Origin of the sequence: Faecalibacterium hattorii (assembly GCF_003287455.1) — a bacterium.
In the GTDB taxonomy this organism is placed as follows: Bacteria; Bacillota; Clostridia; order Oscillospirales; family Ruminococcaceae; genus Faecalibacterium; species Faecalibacterium hattorii.
This window is the reverse complement of the sequence record NZ_PRLC01000006.1, coordinates 19675-33190: the sequence shown is the minus strand read 5'-3', so window position 1 is coordinate 33190 and position 13516 is coordinate 19675. Positions and strand designations below refer to the sequence as shown.

General features: G+C 57.1%; 17 protein-coding genes. 3 read left to right on the top strand and 14 right to left on the bottom strand.

The window, feature by feature from the left end:
* Positions 1–10: 10 nt before the first annotated feature.
* The 8 genes from C4N23_RS05395 to C4N23_RS05360 all read right to left on the bottom strand — a co-directional run bounded on the left by C4N23_RS05395 (position 11) and on the right by C4N23_RS05360 (position 3881).
* The gene (locus tag C4N23_RS05395) at positions 11–538 is read right to left on the bottom strand and encodes an isochorismatase family protein (protein ID WP_112144633.1); all 528 of its coding nucleotides are present in this window, start codon (positions 536–538) and stop codon (positions 11–13) included.
* A gap of 213 nt (positions 539–751) precedes the next feature.
* Positions 752–913 carry a hypothetical protein gene (locus C4N23_RS13980; protein WP_170126684.1) on the bottom strand — a complete coding sequence of 54 codons (162 nt, stop codon included), beginning with the start codon at positions 911–913 and terminating at the stop codon, positions 752–754.
* Between the two features lie 82 nt (positions 914–995).
* The gene (locus C4N23_RS05390) at positions 996–1325 is read right to left on the bottom strand and encodes a hypothetical protein (protein ID WP_112144630.1); all 330 of its coding nucleotides are present in this window, start codon (positions 1323–1325) and stop codon (positions 996–998) included.
* A 61-nt stretch (positions 1326–1386) separates the two neighbouring features.
* On the bottom strand, positions 1387–2322 hold the full coding sequence (locus C4N23_RS05385) for a hypothetical protein (RefSeq protein ID WP_112144627.1): 936 nt from the start codon (positions 2320–2322) through the stop codon (positions 1387–1389).
* Positions 2323–2539: 217 nt separating this feature from the next.
* Positions 2540–2899, bottom strand: coding sequence for a DUF2500 domain-containing protein (locus C4N23_RS05375; protein WP_112144625.1), 360 nt, complete (start codon positions 2897–2899; stop codon positions 2540–2542).
* 1 nt (position 2900) lies between these two features.
* A complete protein-coding gene (locus C4N23_RS05370) occupies positions 2901–3248 on the bottom strand; it encodes a DUF6054 family protein (protein WP_112144622.1) in 348 nt (115 codons plus the stop codon).
* Between the two features lie 173 nt (positions 3249–3421).
* A complete protein-coding gene (locus tag C4N23_RS05365; RefSeq protein WP_112144619.1) occupies positions 3422–3625 on the bottom strand; it encodes a transposon-transfer assisting family protein in 204 nt (67 codons plus the stop codon).
* Positions 3615–3881, bottom strand: coding sequence for a YodL domain-containing protein (locus C4N23_RS05360; protein ID WP_342587747.1), 267 nt, complete (start codon positions 3879–3881; stop codon positions 3615–3617). The genes C4N23_RS05365 and C4N23_RS05360 overlap by 11 nt, the downstream gene beginning before the upstream one ends.
* A 145-nt stretch (positions 3882–4026) precedes the next feature.
* Between C4N23_RS05360 and C4N23_RS05355 the strand changes: the two genes are divergently transcribed.
* On the top strand, positions 4027–4725 hold the full coding sequence (locus tag C4N23_RS05355; RefSeq protein ID WP_112144617.1) for a sigma-70 family RNA polymerase sigma factor: 699 nt from the start codon (positions 4027–4029) through the stop codon (positions 4723–4725).
* An 18-nt stretch (positions 4726–4743) separates the two neighbouring features.
* Here C4N23_RS05355 and C4N23_RS05350 read toward each other — a convergent pair whose 3' ends face one another.
* Together C4N23_RS05350 and holA are read right to left on the bottom strand one after the other, a co-directional pair.
* Positions 4744–5358, bottom strand: coding sequence for a ribonuclease M5 (locus C4N23_RS05350; RefSeq protein WP_112144614.1), 615 nt, complete (start codon positions 5356–5358; stop codon positions 4744–4746).
* Complete coding sequence (gene holA, locus C4N23_RS05345) at positions 5355–6383, bottom strand: DNA polymerase III subunit delta (RefSeq protein ID WP_112144612.1); 1029 nt, start codon at positions 6381–6383, stop codon at positions 5355–5357. Before holA ends, C4N23_RS05350 begins: the two co-directional genes overlap by 4 nt.
* 295 nt (positions 6384–6678) lie before the next feature.
* On the opposite strand from holA, the gene C4N23_RS05340 reads away from it, so the two are divergent.
* Positions 6679–7314, top strand: coding sequence for a rhomboid family intramembrane serine protease (locus C4N23_RS05340; protein ID WP_112144610.1), 636 nt, complete (start codon positions 6679–6681; stop codon positions 7312–7314).
* A 185-nt stretch (positions 7315–7499) separates the two neighbouring features.
* Here the strand turns inward: C4N23_RS05340 and C4N23_RS05335 are convergent, their stop codons facing one another.
* Entirely contained in the window at positions 7500–8375 is an 876-nt protein-coding gene (locus C4N23_RS05335; RefSeq protein ID WP_055190433.1) for a UTP--glucose-1-phosphate uridylyltransferase, read from the bottom strand.
* 38 nt (positions 8376–8413) lie between these two features.
* Positions 8414–9394, bottom strand: coding sequence for an RING finger protein (locus C4N23_RS05330; RefSeq protein WP_112144608.1), 981 nt, complete (start codon positions 9392–9394; stop codon positions 8414–8416).
* 180 nt (positions 9395–9574) lie between these two features.
* On the opposite strand from C4N23_RS05330, the gene prfB reads away from it, so the two are divergent.
* The gene (gene prfB / locus C4N23_RS05325) at positions 9575–10696 is read left to right on the top strand and encodes a peptide chain release factor 2 (RefSeq protein WP_097838948.1); all 1122 of its coding nucleotides are present in this window, start codon (positions 9575–9577) and stop codon (positions 10694–10696) included.
* A 150-nt stretch (positions 10697–10846) separates the two neighbouring features.
* On the opposite strand, the gene C4N23_RS05320 is transcribed toward prfB, so the two are convergent.
* On the bottom strand, positions 10847–12028 hold the full coding sequence (locus C4N23_RS05320) for an FprA family A-type flavoprotein (protein WP_112144605.1): 1182 nt from the start codon (positions 12026–12028) through the stop codon (positions 10847–10849).
* A gap of 124 nt (positions 12029–12152) precedes the next feature.
* Entirely contained in the window at positions 12153–13478 is a 1326-nt protein-coding gene (locus tag C4N23_RS05315; protein WP_055190427.1) for a DNA recombination protein RmuC, read from the bottom strand.
* Positions 13479–13516 lie beyond the last annotated feature (38 nt).

Sequence of the window (13516 nt, the reverse complement as noted above, 5' to 3'; positions counted from 1 at the left end):
TGTAAACACCTCACTTTTTGAGCAGCTCCAGCGCCTTGTCCATGGGCACACAATCGGCATAGCGGTCCGGCCAGAGGAATTCATTGTAATAGCGATAGCTCTGCTCCCCTGTCATGTACTCGTTGTCCTGCGTGGAATTTGCATAGGCAGGAACGATCATGTGCAGGCCATGCTCAAAGCCCGCCTCCACCGTTGCATTGATGCAGAAGTCGGTCATGATGCCGCAGACCATCACATCTTTTTCGCCCTTTTCCGTCAGATATTCCAGCAGACCGCTTTCTTTTTTGAACGCACTGCATACGGTTTTGACGAACCGTTTTTCAGTCAGCAGCGGCGCAAACCCGGAATAGACCTCAAATTCATCGTCCCCGATGGAAAAGCCAGTGCCGGGTCCATCGTCATGCTGGACATAGACGACCTCGATTCCCTGTTCGCGGGCAGTCCGGATTAGTTTCCTGATGTTGCTGACAAACTTTTCAAACGCATACAGGCGTTCATCCACGATACCTTTCTGTGTATCCACAACCAGTAAAACCATGTGTAAGCCCTCCTGTTTTTCTTTGATTTCATGCTACCATAGACCGCCGTTTTCTACAAGCAGATTCGAAAAATCCCCACAGGGAAAACCTGTGTTTCACCTGCAGGGATTGATTCAGCCACCCAAGACGATCAGGATCAGCACCACGACCACTGCAATAGCGATCAGGCAACCGTTTTGTGGCCGCCCGCCGGAAAGTGTATCGAGATAAGATTATTTGCTATTGCCCTTTATGTACTTCATAACGCAGCACCCCATCACGATGACGGGAAGCACGGTTCGTAAACCGAGGTCGCCGACCCGCACATTTACATCAATCACAAGCCCTGCAAACCATGCCGCTAAAGTGAAAACAGTTGCCCATCCGTAATTCATAGAACTGTACTCCTTCCTATGTGAATATTCAAAACTCTCTTCTCAGCTTCAGCTTTCATAGCTGCCCGCAAGGAACTTACATTTATTCGACTCGAATGTTTACCAGATTCAGTGTAAGGTTGCCTCCGCCCGCCACCTTATACCATTTGCCTCTTTCGAGTTTGATTCTTTCCGTTACGCCCTGTGTAATATATCCGATTCTGTATTTTTCTCCAGTCTCTACATCGGTAAAGACCACATCAGTATCACAATCGCCGCTTACTTTTACAGTTCCCCAAAGTGGCTGTATTTGTTCTGTCTTTATGGTGCCTTCATCGTTTGAAAGGGTGAAAGTATGGCTTCTCTGAATATTGATATAAATCGCCACCAGAAAAACCGTTGCCAGACATAAAGCAAACCTTCTTGTTTTCATCGAAACACCTCCTGCAAATTCGGTTTTATCGAATCATATCACATAAGCGGACTCTTCAAACTTACAGTTCAGTTTCAACTGCAAGCTGCTCCTGCTTCTCTTTTTCGTCAGCGATTTGGACATCAACATCTTCGCGCATCTTTTTCAAAAGTGCGAGGACTCGCTTGATTTGACCTTTGGTATTCTCCACTCTGCTCTGTGCCTGATTGATGTGATCCAGAACTGCCCAGTCTGCAAAGAGGCCGTCAAAGAAGAAATCCGCAAATTTCAAAAAGCTGTCCACCGTAACCTGAAGGTCTGCGGTGATCTCAACATCGGCAAGCTCAGTTTTGAACCGCCGCAGTTCCACTTGGAGCTGTTCGATTTGTTCCTGTGCATCGTCCAGTTCCTCATACTTGGCAAGATCGGCCATCAAACCGCCGCCCATTACGTCCCATGTACTCCAGCCCTCGGCATTGTCGAGGGTTTCGAGAACTTCGTTGACCGTATGCAGGGCGGTCTTTCCGGCGTTGATGGCTTCCAGCAGCTCCCGTTTTTGGACTTTCAGCGCGGCAATACGGCTTTCGCTTTCTGCAACCTGCTGTGCGGCAGGATGGGCAGAGACTTTGATGCTTTTGATTTTTTCGGAAAGAGCAGCTTGATACTGCCTTTCGCAATCGGACAGTCGTGCCAGTCTATTTTCAATCTGATCCAAGTCGGCATCAACGGAAGAAAGGTCATGGAGAGCCGCATCGTACTTGACGCGGGCTGCATAGGCTTCCTGCCGTTCTTTGTCCAGCTTTTCATCCATCTTTCCGATGACCTGATAGAAAAATGCGGCAAGGCTGTGTCCCTCCAGACGGTCCACATCAGCCTGCTCCGCCAGCCTGGATTTTTCCAGCTTTTTCAGGCGGTCAGCAAGCGTATCTCTCTGGGCGGTCAGTTCTTTCTGTTTTGCTTCACAGTTCTTCTTTTCTGCGACCTGCTGCCAAAGTTCTTTCAACGTAGAATCACTCATATAGAATGTCCTTTCCCGGCATTACGGCTCTTCATTCAGAAGCTGGTTCAAAAAATGTTGCCGATTATTTACAACTGTTTTGGTGATAACGTAGCTGTCCGTATCTTCATACTGACAAGGATGAATCGTGCCATTGTCGAAGCTAAAAATTTCAGCATCAGGCATTCCGAGGAGAATGGGTGAATGTGATACGATACTATGTAATGTAGGAGAACGCTTAGTTCCGCTCGAATCCAAGATAGCGCGTGCCCTGAAAACTCAGCTTACCGATGTCGCCCTCCACAAGCATTCCGTAGTCCGAACCACTTACGGTAAGCTCCATGCGGTCGCCGCTCTCTACCTGAAAGGTCACATAATAGGTCGTGAACGTATGCGCCATCGTATTGTCTGTATGGTGGCGAGAAACTTCCGTTCGCTTTGCCACAACCGTTGCCGGAACGGTCAGCCGCGGCGAATGGTTGTTTTTATTCCATGTGCTGATATTTCCGATGATGGTGTATAGGATCATACCCAAAACCACAAGGAACAGGATGGGAAACAGAATGCTGAACAGCAGATCAATTCCAGCGTAAAACATTTCACTCCTCCAAAATTTCTTCCAGCAGGTTCTTTACATCGTCCAGAAAAGATTCTTCTCCAAGGGTGTTCACCTTGAAGAACACCGCTTGACTGCCTCCTGCGGTGATGGCAGACAGCCGAATCGGACTGTCCGCATTCTGGAACATGGTCAGCGTCAGACTCAAGCGGTTGCCGCCCATCATGCTGTACCGTTCAAATACACGGACACTGCACCGGGCATCGCCCTCTTTGAAATCACTGCCTGCCTCTAAATCTGCCGACCAACTGCTGTCCGGGATTTCATTTTCCAGCTTCCGAAGCAGCTTGTCAAAGTTTTTGTTTCGGATGGTCTTTTCAAAGATTGCCATAATGGTTCCTCCGTTCTGACAATTAAAATTCAGTCCCTTATTTTTGATACGAGCAGAGCCACAGGAAAATTGCGGAGAAATCGCTTGAAGAGAGGAATTTTGTCTAATTTGATTATAGCATATCTTTTGGAAGAACAAAATACTTTATGTACGCCGCCCGCAGGCGGCAAAAGTCAGTCCGGGGGAAATTCCAGTTCGGCAAGCTCCGCATCGGTCAGCAGTTTCAGCTTTTCGATAACTCCCTCTGAAAACTCCCGCAGGGCAGTCTCATCGGGCATCAGGTAGCACTGCATCAGCCGTAGTTCGTGGATAAGCTCCAGTCGGGTGCCTGTGTTGTAGAGCATCAGCAGCATCAGTTCTTCATGGTTAAAGTTCATGGGCATCCCTCACTTTCCGGCACCCAGTTGGGTTGCACTCCGGGGCATCGCACTTCTCTTTGAGAGTTTGCAGAACAGAGGGGCGTTCCGACTGCTTGTCCAGAAACCCCGGCAGTTCCTTGAAGCCGATGCTGTCCACATAGTGCGCCGAAATTTTCCCGTTCTGGTTCAGCATGATCACATCGCTGACCGACAAGCTGTGCCCATGGTAATCCAGAGGGCGGGCGCAGTTGAATTTTTGGTACAGCTGCTCCAGCAGGTTGTACCTTCTTCATGTGGTCATTTTACCAAACGAGCTGCCCTCTAAAAATCACGTTCAAGAAAAAACACACCATCCGTTTTGTGCTGCCCTCCCACCTTGCCACATAAACTATAGGAGAACTGCTCCGGGAGGTGCTGCTATGCTGTTGTCGCTGCTGCAATTTTTCGCCACGAAGTTTCTGGTGCTGGCGCTGCATTTGGAAGCCGGGAGCTTTCCCAAGCCCCTGACCGCGCGGGAGGAGATCGAGACCTTCGCCGCGCTGCGGGCGGGAGACGGCTCTGCGCGGGAGAAACTCATCCGGCACAATCTGCGGCTGGTGGCCCATGTGGCGAAAAAATACTACGCCCAGCCCGGCGACCAAGAAGATTTAATCTCCATCGGCACCATCGGCCTGATGAAGGCGGTAGACACCTTCGACTCCACCCGCAAGGCGCGGTTTTCCACCTACGCCAGCCGGTGCATTGAAAACGAGCTTCGGATGTATTTCCGGCGGGAGCGCAAGAACGGCGGGACGGTCTCGCTGCAGGAAACGCTGGAAGCGGGCAAGGATGACACGGCCCTGACTCTTTCGGACGTATTGCAGGACGGCTTCTGCATGGAGGACCGGTGCGAGCAGCAGGACGAGGCCCGGCGGCTGCGGCAGCTCATCGAGGGGCTGCCGGCGCGGGAACGGAAGCTGATCTTGCTGCGGTACGGGCTGGCGGGCCAGCCGCCGCTGACCCAGTTGGAAACGGCAAAGCTGCTGCAAATCAGTCGAAGCTACGTTTCCCGGCTGGAGACCCATGCCCTCGCGCTGCTGCGGGAGGGGTGGGAACATAAAACGGCACAGAAAGAGTGAGCTTCTGTGCCGTTCGTTTTATTTCAAAATTTCTGCTTGAAGTTTGTCCAGCTCTTCGAAGCTGTACAGGCGGTTCAGCGCCTCCACCAGCTCCTTTTTCGAGAGCCGGGGCGGAAGACCGAGGGCGTTCAGCAGGGCGTATTTCCGCTCGGCGCTGCCGGGCGTGCCGGAAAGTTTCCAGTTGTACAGGTCGGTGTAGGTGATGGCGCGGCCCGCCGGTTTCGGGGCCGCGGCGGCATTGGCCTCCGGGCCGAGGGCGTCTTTGAGGGCCTGTAATACAATGGCGTCGTCCACGCCTTCGACCCCCAGCAGCCCTTCCTTGCCGGGCTGGGGCTTCCGTTTTTCCTTGCCGTGGATGGCCGGAACATAAGCCTGAACCACATGCTCGGCCCCGACGAGGTTCGTGATATAGGTGCGGATGCGAAACCCGGCGGCGTCCGAATCGGTGAAGAGGATGAGGCCGTTTTTCTTGGCCAGCGCTTTCAGAAGCTGCTGGCGCTTTTTGTCCTTGTAGATGCCGAAGCCGTCCGTCAGCAGGATCATCGCATCGGTCAGGTGAGAGAGGCGGGCCGCGTCGTATTTGCCCTCCACCACCAAGACCCGGTCGGTATGCAGAAGTTCTCGTTGGCTCATCGTCCGCTCCCCGCCAGCGCAAGGCGGCACAGGGCTGCTTCCAGCAGCACTTCGTCGTCTACGGGCTGGCTTTTCAAAAATTTATCGAGGTCCAGCAGCACCTGCAAACAGGCTTCGAGCTGGCCAAGGGTATAGTGGCTGGCCGTTTCGGCCGAGCGCTTGAGGCGGTAGTCGCTGCCCTTGTAGCCGAAATCCTTGAAGACGGCGCTGTAGCTCTTCCGCTTGGCGGCCCCCAGCTTGACCCGGTACAGGTCCACGTAGCTGCCGATCATGGCGGCGGTGATGGCGATGGGCTCCTGCTGCAAGCGGAGAAGGGTCTGCATTTTTTTGCACGCCCCGGTGGCATTTTTTGCCGTGATCATCCGGATCATCTCGAAAACGTCGGCCTCCAAGCTGACGGTGCCCATCTCGGCCACCATGGCGGCGGTGACGGTCTGGTAACCGGACAGGGCGCAGAGCTTATCCACCTCGTTTTCCAGCAGGAAGGGGTCCTCGCCGCAGCGCTCCAACAGGGCGGCGGCGGCGCCTTCGGGCAGGGTGGTGTCCTGCGCCTTGGCCCGGTCGATCAGCATGACCTTGAGCTCATAGGGTTTCGGCTTTGCCAGTTCTTCGGCAAAGCCGATTTTTTTGCACGCGGCGATCAGCTTCTGGGCCCGCTTTCCGGTCTTGAGCTTCCCGCGTTCCAGCGGGAAGACGCTGCCCAGCACGGCCACGGCGTTCTCCAAGCTTTCCAGCGTCCCGCACAGCTCGTCGAGGTCCTTGTCGCTATAGGCGGCGGGGTCGAGCTCCGGCAGCACGACGACGCGCCGGGTGCCGAAAAAGGAGATGGTGCCCGCCGCCATGATGAGCTGTTCCAGCTCCGGGGCCGCACCGTCCAGCACGGTGGCCTCTTCGCCGCTGTCCGCCGAGAGGACCCGCACGGCGGCAGCCACGGCCTGACGCACGAGATACCGCTCGCTGGAATAAAAATAGTAGACCGGGCAGCCGCTGTCCGCCAGCTGCCGGAGTTTTGCTTCCGTTGCCAAAAAAGAACCTTCTTTCGTGGATGCGGGCTTTTTTGCGGCCCGCGGATGCCGGAGAAATCCGTACCGCTAGTGTACCTGAGTTGGGCGGCGTTGTCAATCCGTCCTGCGGTCTGATACCGAAAAAATGCCGCACAGGGGCTTTTCTTAGGGTAAAAAACATGCTATACTGAGCTTGATTTTCGAAAACTGCTGAAGACGGTTAAAACCAGCGAACAAGTACCTCCTGCCCGGAAAAATGAAAGGAAGCCGTCTGAAGTGAAAGGATGGACCGCCTACGAAACGCCCCAAACTGACTTTGCAGCTCCAATATAACTCCCCCCTGATCCTGACCTTTTTTCTGCTGTCGCTGGCAGTGTTCTTCCTCGGCCAGTGGACGAACGGCTGGACGACCATGCACCTGTTCTGCGTCTACCGCTCGTCGCTGAAGGATCCGCTGTTCTATGTCCGCCTGTTCGGGCATGTGCTGGGCCACGCAAGCTGGGACCATTTCCTGAACAATATGCTCCTGCTCCTCGTCATCGGCCCGCCGATGGAAGAAAAGTACGGCAGTGTTCCCCTGTTGGAAGGCATCGTCTTCACGGCGCTGGTGTCGGGCGTGCTGCAATGCGCCCTCTTCCCCCGCACGGCCCTATTGGGGGCCTCCGGCATCGTCTTCATGCTCATCATGCTGGCGTCGCTGTCCGGCTTTTCGGGCGGCATCCCGGTCACGATGCTGCTGGTGGCTGCCCTCTACCTCGGCCAGCAGGTGTATGATGTCCTTTTCGTCCACGACAACGTGGCCAACTTCATGCACATCGTGGGCGGCATCTGTGGCACCGGCTTCGGCTATGTCTACGCCCTGCGCCCCAAAAAGCGGAAGACGGCGGCCTACAAAGCCTCCGGCAAGCCCGGCCTGAAATTCGAAAAGACCTCCCGGCGGAAAAGCCGGTAAACGAAAAAAACGGGGTTGTTGCACAACTCCTTCCGTCATCGCTTACGCGATGCCACCTCCCTCAATGAGGGAGGCTTTCACAGCGAACCGTTACGCCAAGGCTCCCTCCTAGAGGGAGCTGGCACGGCAAAGCCGTGACTGAGGGAGTTATTGCAACAGCCCCGCTGTTTTTTGTCCGATGAAGCTTAGAGAGTCTTACAGAACTCCTTGAGGTAGGCACGGAATGCCTCGCCGATCTCCGGGTGCTGCAATGCCAGCTCGACCTGCGCCTCTGCGACCTTGAGCTTGTTGCCCATGTCGTAGTGCTTGCCGGTGAATTCCACCGCGGTCATGCCGCCGTAATTGCGGGCATACTCGGCCATGGCGTCGGTCAGCTGGATCTCGCCGCCTGCGCCGGGCTTGGTGTGGGCGAGGATGTCGTAGATCTCCGGGGTCAGCAGAACGCGGCCCAGAATGGAGTAGTTGCTGAACTCCTGCCCTTTCTTGGGCTTCTCGATCATGTCATCCACGAAGAAATAGTTGTCGTGAATGGGGGTGGTCTTCAGGCTGCAATAGCGGCTCACGTCGGCCCAAGGCACGGCGGACACGCCCGCTGCCGGGCGGCCGAATTCCTCGTAAGCGCGGATGAGCTGGGCGCAGACCGGATCTTCGCCCCAGATGACGTCGTCACCGTAGATGACCACGAAGGGGTCCTCGCCGGTAAAGGCCTTTGCCATGCTGACCGCATGGCCGAGGCCGAGGGTCTGCTTCTGGCGGACGAAATAAATGTTGGCCATGTTGGAGATGCCGAGACACTCTTCCAGCATTTTCTCCTTGCCGGGGGCAGTCAGCTTCTCTTCCAGCTCCGGAGCACGGTCAAAGTGGTCTTCGATGATGCTCTGGTTGCGGCCCAGAATGATCAGGATATCGGTGATGCCGGAGCGCACCGCCTCTTCCACGAGGTACTGGATGGCGGGCTTGTCCACGATGGGCAGCATACCCTTGGGCATGGCCTTGGTGGCGGGCAGCACGCGGGTGCCGAGGCCCGCAGCGGGGATAACGGCTTTCGTGACGTTCTTCATGATTCGTTCTCCTTCAAATATGTTTCAGGCGGGGTGCATCAGCCGTAAACCAGATTGATGAGGGCGTCCACATTGGGGCCCAGCAGCAGGGTGGCCGCACTGCCGACGACCATCAGCAGCAAAAAGCAGCCGAACACGGCGGCAATGCTCACGCCGCCCTGCGCCGCCAGAACGGCTTTGCGCTGGGCTGCGTCCGGGAACTCGGCCCGGATGCGCTTGATCTTCTCGGCAGCGCTCTTGCGGTAGAGCCACTTGCCGTACATACCGCGCACGACCATCAGCAGGAAGCTCAGCGCCGAGCAGATGCGGGCCAGCAGGACCATGGTGGAGTCGCTGAGAGCCGGGGCCATGGTGCTGCCGGTGATCTGCATCAATTGCAGCAGGGTCGGCACCGCCAGCAGCAGTTCCGCCGCCAAGAAGCCGAAGGCCGGTTTCCACGCCTTGCGGTAGAAGAAATAGAACGGCCCGAACAGCAGCGCCGAAAAGCTCATGGAGACCTTGCTGTGGGCAAGCTGCATCCGGCAGTAGGTGTTCATATAGGCCGGGGATGCGGGGCCGATGTAGCTGGCCCAGTCCGCGCAGGGGATGCCGTCCATGGCTTCCTCCTTGCCGAAGGCTGCCTCATACGCCTGTTTCATGGGGTCTACCGACGGGGTGCCGGTCTCCTGAAACTGGCGGTAGAAGCTGGAATAATCAAAACTGCCCTCGCCGGGGTCCTCGCTGCGGTCGGCGGGTTCTTCGGCCCCCTCCGGCGGCAGCACCGCGCCGCAGCAGCGGCAGTGCTCTTCGCTGCGCAATGTCCGCTCGCCGCACGCCGGGCAGGTGCACAGCTCGGATTCCTGATACGGGAACTTCCACTCATATCCGGCGGCATGGGCGGCGCTGTGGATGCAGCGGCCCAGTTTTTCGTAACAATCCCGGTGATACGGTGCGCCGCAGTCCGGGCAGACAACGATATCGTCCCGCAATGTCAGCGGCTTGCCGCAGCCCTCGCAGGGACAGCCATAATATTTTGGCATAATTTCCTCCCATAATGGTACTTGATGCTATTATACTCCCTTCCCGGAGAAAAGAAAAGGTGAAAATCTTCAAATTTCCAGCACGATGATGATTTTTCCTCTTTACTTTATCATGAATTCCCGGTATACTAATGAAGTATCTGTGTATAAACTGTATCTTTTTGCGAGGTATATGAGAATATGATCACGACCGAAGAACTGAAAGTGAAGCTGGCCGAATACGGCACAGCGGTGAAGGACCTCGAAGAGGCTCTCGCCATCGAGGCTTCCCGCAAGCGTGTGCAGGAGCTGGAGCACACCATGTCCCGCCCCGGCTTCTATGACGACGCCGAGCTGAGCAAGAAGGTGTTCGACGAGGTGGGCGACCTGCGCGGCAAGCTGAACCGCTTTGAAAAGCTGCAGGGCCTGTACGACGACGCCGAGACCATGCTGGAAATGCTGGACGAGGAGTACGACCCCGACATGATCCCCGAAGCCGAGGAGGCCGTCAACACCGTGGAAAAGGCGGTGGACGAGCTGCAGCTCATGACCATGCTGAACGGCGAGTACGACCACAGCAACGCCATCCTGACCTTCCACGCCGGCACCGGCGGCACTGAGGCGCAGGACTGGGCCGAGATGCTCTACCGCATGTACAACCGCTGGGCCGCTGCCCACGGCATGACCGTGGAAGTGCTGGACTATCAGGACGGCGACGAGGCCGGCCTGAAGAGCGCTTCCATGATGGTCAAGGGTGCCAACGCCTACGGTCTGCTCAAGAGCGAGAACGGCGTGCACCGTCTGGTCCGCGTCTCCCCCTTTGACGCCAACGCCCGCCGCCAGACCAGCTTCGCTTCGCTGGAAGTCATGCCGGAGCTGGACAACACCATTCAGGTGGATATCCGCCCCGAAGACATCGAAATGCAGGTCTACCGCTCCTCCGGTGCCGGCGGCCAGCACATCAATAAGACCTCTTCTGCTGTCCGTCTGATCCACAAGCCCACCGGCGTCGTGGTCAGCTGCCAGACCCAGCGCAGCCAGTTCCAGAACCGCGACTACGCGATGGAAATGCTGAAGGCAAAGCTGTATCAGATTGCCCAGCAGCAGCACATGGACAAGATCGAGGATATCAAGGGCGTCCAGAACGAGATCGCATGGGGCCACCAGATCCGCAGCTACGTCTTCATGCCTTACACGATGGTCAAGGATCACCGCACCAACTACGAGACCGGCAATGTGGATGCCGTTATGGACGGCGACCTCGACGGTTTCATCTTTGCTTACCTCAAGGCCGCCAGCCGCGGGGAGCTGCAGGATACCTGATCTGCCCGAACCAAAAAACGCCCACACTTCTCACGAAGTGTGGGCGCTTTTTTCTTTGCAGCGGGGCGGGTCCCATGCTGCGCTATGGTCATTTTGTCGAGCACGGACAATTCGGTGCGCTGTATGCCCTCAGGATGGGCAGGCTGCACATCATTTCAGCACAAGTTCATCTGCCAGCGCATCCATCTGCGCCTTGGCCGCTTCATTGGCGGCGGAACGGATGGTGACGACATTCTCGCAGACGGTGATGTTCTTCATACCCTCCAATTCGGCGCGCATGAGCTTGGCCGCCATGGGGGCCCACGTGCCGTTCTCCATCAGGCCGACGGTGCGGCTCTGGAAGTTCTTGGTCTTGAGGTGGGCCAGCAGATTTTCCATCGGCGGGAAGAGGAAGCCGTCGTAGGTGGCACAGGCCAGCACGATCTTGCCGCAGCGGAAGGCTTCGGTCACGGCGTAGGAGACGTCGGTGCGGGTCAGATCCATCTCCACCACCTTGGCTCCCTTGGCGCGGAGCTTTTCGGCCATGAGGTGTGCGGCCTCACGGGTGTGGCCGTGGATGGAGGCGCTGGCGACGAGAACCTTTTCCGGCTCCTCGGCCTTGTAGCTGGACCACATATCGTAGTAGGCCAGATACTTGCTCAGGTCTCCGGTCAGGACCGGGCCGTGGAGGGGGCAGATGGTCTGGATGTCCAGCGCGGCCGCCTTTTTCAGCAGGGCCTGAACCTGCGGGCCGTACTTGCCCACGATGTTCAGGAAGTAGCGGCGGGCCTCGCTGGCCCAATCAGCGTTTGCATCGTATTTTGCCACGGCGCCGAAGCGGCCGAAGCCGTCGGCGGAGAAGAGGACCTTCTCGGTGGACTCGTAGCTGACCATGACCTCCGGCCAGTGGACCATGGGGGCAAAAACGAAGGTCAGGGTGTGGGCACCCAAGCTCAGGCTCTCGCCGTCCTTGACCACAACGCGGCGGTCCTTGGCGATGGCGTCAGCCCCGAAGAACTGCTCCATATACAGGAACGTCTTGGCGTTGCCCACCACCTGCATCTCCGGGTAGAGCGCGGCGAGCTTGGCGATGTTGGCACCGTGGTCCGGCTCCATGTGGGAGACGACGAGGTAATCGGGGGCTGCGCCGCCCAGTACCTCGGCCAGATTTTCCAGCCACGGGTCGGTGGCGCGGGCATCCACCGTATCGAGGATCGCGGTCTTTTCGTCCCGGATGACATAGGAGTTGTAGCTGACGCCCGTGGGCACGGGGTACTGGCTCTCAAACAGGTCGATGGTGGTATCATCCACACCGATGCCCAGAATGGCATCGCTGATCTTTTTCACGCTCATAGAAGACAACCTTTCTCTGATTTTATCGTTTTTCCGGCGAACCGGAAGTTTTTACTAGGAACTTTTCTTAGTATAGCACATGGATTTTCTTATTGCAAGATTCGTTTTCCTACAATCTTCCCTGTTACTCCGGCAGCTGTGCGGTGACCGGGCGGCCCGGCTCGCTGTCCAGTTCCAGCAGCGTTGCCGCGCTCTCCTCGTCAAGGCTCTGCACGCTCCGCAGTTTCCGGCTGATGGCGCGGGTACGCACGCCGATGAGGTTGTCCAGTTCCTCGTCGGTCTGGCGGAGGCGCTGCTGCATCTTGGCAAGGCCCTGCCCGAACTTGTCGAACTCGGTCTTCACCGCGCCCAGCAGCTGCCAGACCTCGCCGGAGCGCTTCTGGATGGCGAGGGTCTTGAAGCCCATCTGTAAGCTGTTCAGCAAAGCGGCCATGGTGCTGGGGCCGGCCACATTGACCTGATAATCCCGCTGCAGCACTTCCAGAAGCCCCGCGTTGACCACCTCGGCATACAGGCCCTCAAAGGGCAGGAAGAGGATGCCGAACGTGGTGGTATAGGGCGGCTCGACGTATTTTTCGTGGATGTCCTTGGCCTCGCTGCGCAGCACCAGTTCCAGCGCGTGCCGGGCGTTTTCCACGGCCTGTGCATTGCCGGAAGCCTGTGCGTCCTGCAAGTGGGCATAGGTGTCACCGGGGAACTTCGAATCGATGGGGAGCCAGACGGTGCCGCCGTCCACGCCCGGCATCTTGATGGCGTACTCGACCCGCTGGGTGCTGCCGGGGATGGTGGCCACGTTCGTTTCGTACTGCTCCGGGGCGAGGATCTCTTCGAGGATGGCTCCCAATTGAATTTCACCCAGAATGCCGCGGGTCTTGACGCCGGAGAGCACCTGCTTCAGCCCGCCCACATCCGCCGCAAGGCTCTGCATCTCGCCGAGGCCCTTGTACACCTGTTCGAGCTGGGCGTTCACGGCCTTGAAGCTCTCGGTCACCCGCTTCTGCAAGGCGTCCTGCAATTGCTCATCGACGGTGCGGCGGATTTCATCCAGCTTGCGGGTGTTCTCGGCTTGGAGGGCCGTCATGCTGTCGGCCAGCGTCTTGCGCAGCTCTTCGAGCTTTTGGGTGTTGGCCGCTTCCAGCGACTGCAAGCGCCGTTCCAGAATCTGCTGCTGGCCGTTCTGCCCTTGGGCGAGGGTGGTGCTCATGTTCTGCACGGCGGTCTGTAATGTCTCGCTCACGCTGCGGATGGCGGTGTAGTTCTGCTCCGCCAGCGCGGCCTGCTGGGCCGCAAGATCTTTGGCCTGTGCGTCGAACTGCTGCTGCATCCAGCGCTTGAGTTCCTCATTGTTCTGCGCGGCATTCTGCTTTTTGCCGGTGCGCCAGAGCACCACGGCCAGTTCCAAGCAGATGGCAACGAGCAAAAGGGTATAAAGTCCTGCCAGATATTCCATTCGGTTCTCCTGATCTGAAACATTGAAAATGCGGGTCC

What these genes read in the sequence shown, in the direction of transcription:
- C4N23_RS05375 (WP_112144625.1), bottom strand. Translation starts at nt 2,899, where the DNA reads ATGTTTTACGCTGGAATTGATCTGCTGTTCAGCATTCTGTTTCCCATC.
- C4N23_RS05385 (WP_112144627.1), bottom strand. Translation starts at nt 2,322, where the DNA reads ATGAGTGATTCTACGTTGAAAGAACTTTGGCAGCAGGTCGCAGAAAAG.
- C4N23_RS05370 (WP_112144622.1), bottom strand. Translation starts at nt 3,248, where the DNA reads ATGGCAATCTTTGAAAAGACCATCCGAAACAAAAACTTTGACAAGCTG.
- C4N23_RS05355 (WP_112144617.1), top strand. Translation starts at nt 4,027, where the DNA reads ATGCTGTTGTCGCTGCTGCAATTTTTCGCCACGAAGTTTCTGGTGCTG.
- C4N23_RS05350 (WP_112144614.1), bottom strand. Translation starts at nt 5,358, where the DNA reads ATGAGCCAACGAGAACTTCTGCATACCGACCGGGTCTTGGTGGTGGAG.
- prfB (WP_097838948.1), top strand. Translation starts at nt 9,575, where the DNA reads ATGATCACGACCGAAGAACTGAAAGTGAAGCTGGCCGAATACGGCACA.
- C4N23_RS05320 (WP_112144605.1), bottom strand. Translation starts at nt 12,028, where the DNA reads ATGAGCGTGAAAAAGATCAGCGATGCCATTCTGGGCATCGGTGTGGAT.
- C4N23_RS05390 (WP_112144630.1), bottom strand. Translation starts at nt 1,325, where the DNA reads ATGAAAACAAGAAGGTTTGCTTTATGTCTGGCAACGGTTTTTCTGGTG.
- C4N23_RS05395 (WP_112144633.1), bottom strand. Translation starts at nt 538, where the DNA reads ATGGTTTTACTGGTTGTGGATACACAGAAAGGTATCGTGGATGAACGC.
- C4N23_RS05335 (WP_055190433.1), bottom strand. Translation starts at nt 8,375, where the DNA reads ATGAAGAACGTCACGAAAGCCGTTATCCCCGCTGCGGGCCTCGGCACC.
- C4N23_RS13980 (WP_170126684.1), bottom strand. Translation starts at nt 913, where the DNA reads ATGAATTACGGATGGGCAACTGTTTTCACTTTAGCGGCATGGTTTGCA.
- C4N23_RS05330 (WP_112144608.1), bottom strand. Translation starts at nt 9,394, where the DNA reads ATGCCAAAATATTATGGCTGTCCCTGCGAGGGCTGCGGCAAGCCGCTG.
- C4N23_RS05365 (WP_112144619.1), bottom strand. Translation starts at nt 3,625, where the DNA reads ATGAACTTTAACCATGAAGAACTGATGCTGCTGATGCTCTACAACACA.
- C4N23_RS05315 (WP_055190427.1), bottom strand. Translation starts at nt 13,478, where the DNA reads ATGGAATATCTGGCAGGACTTTATACCCTTTTGCTCGTTGCCATCTGC.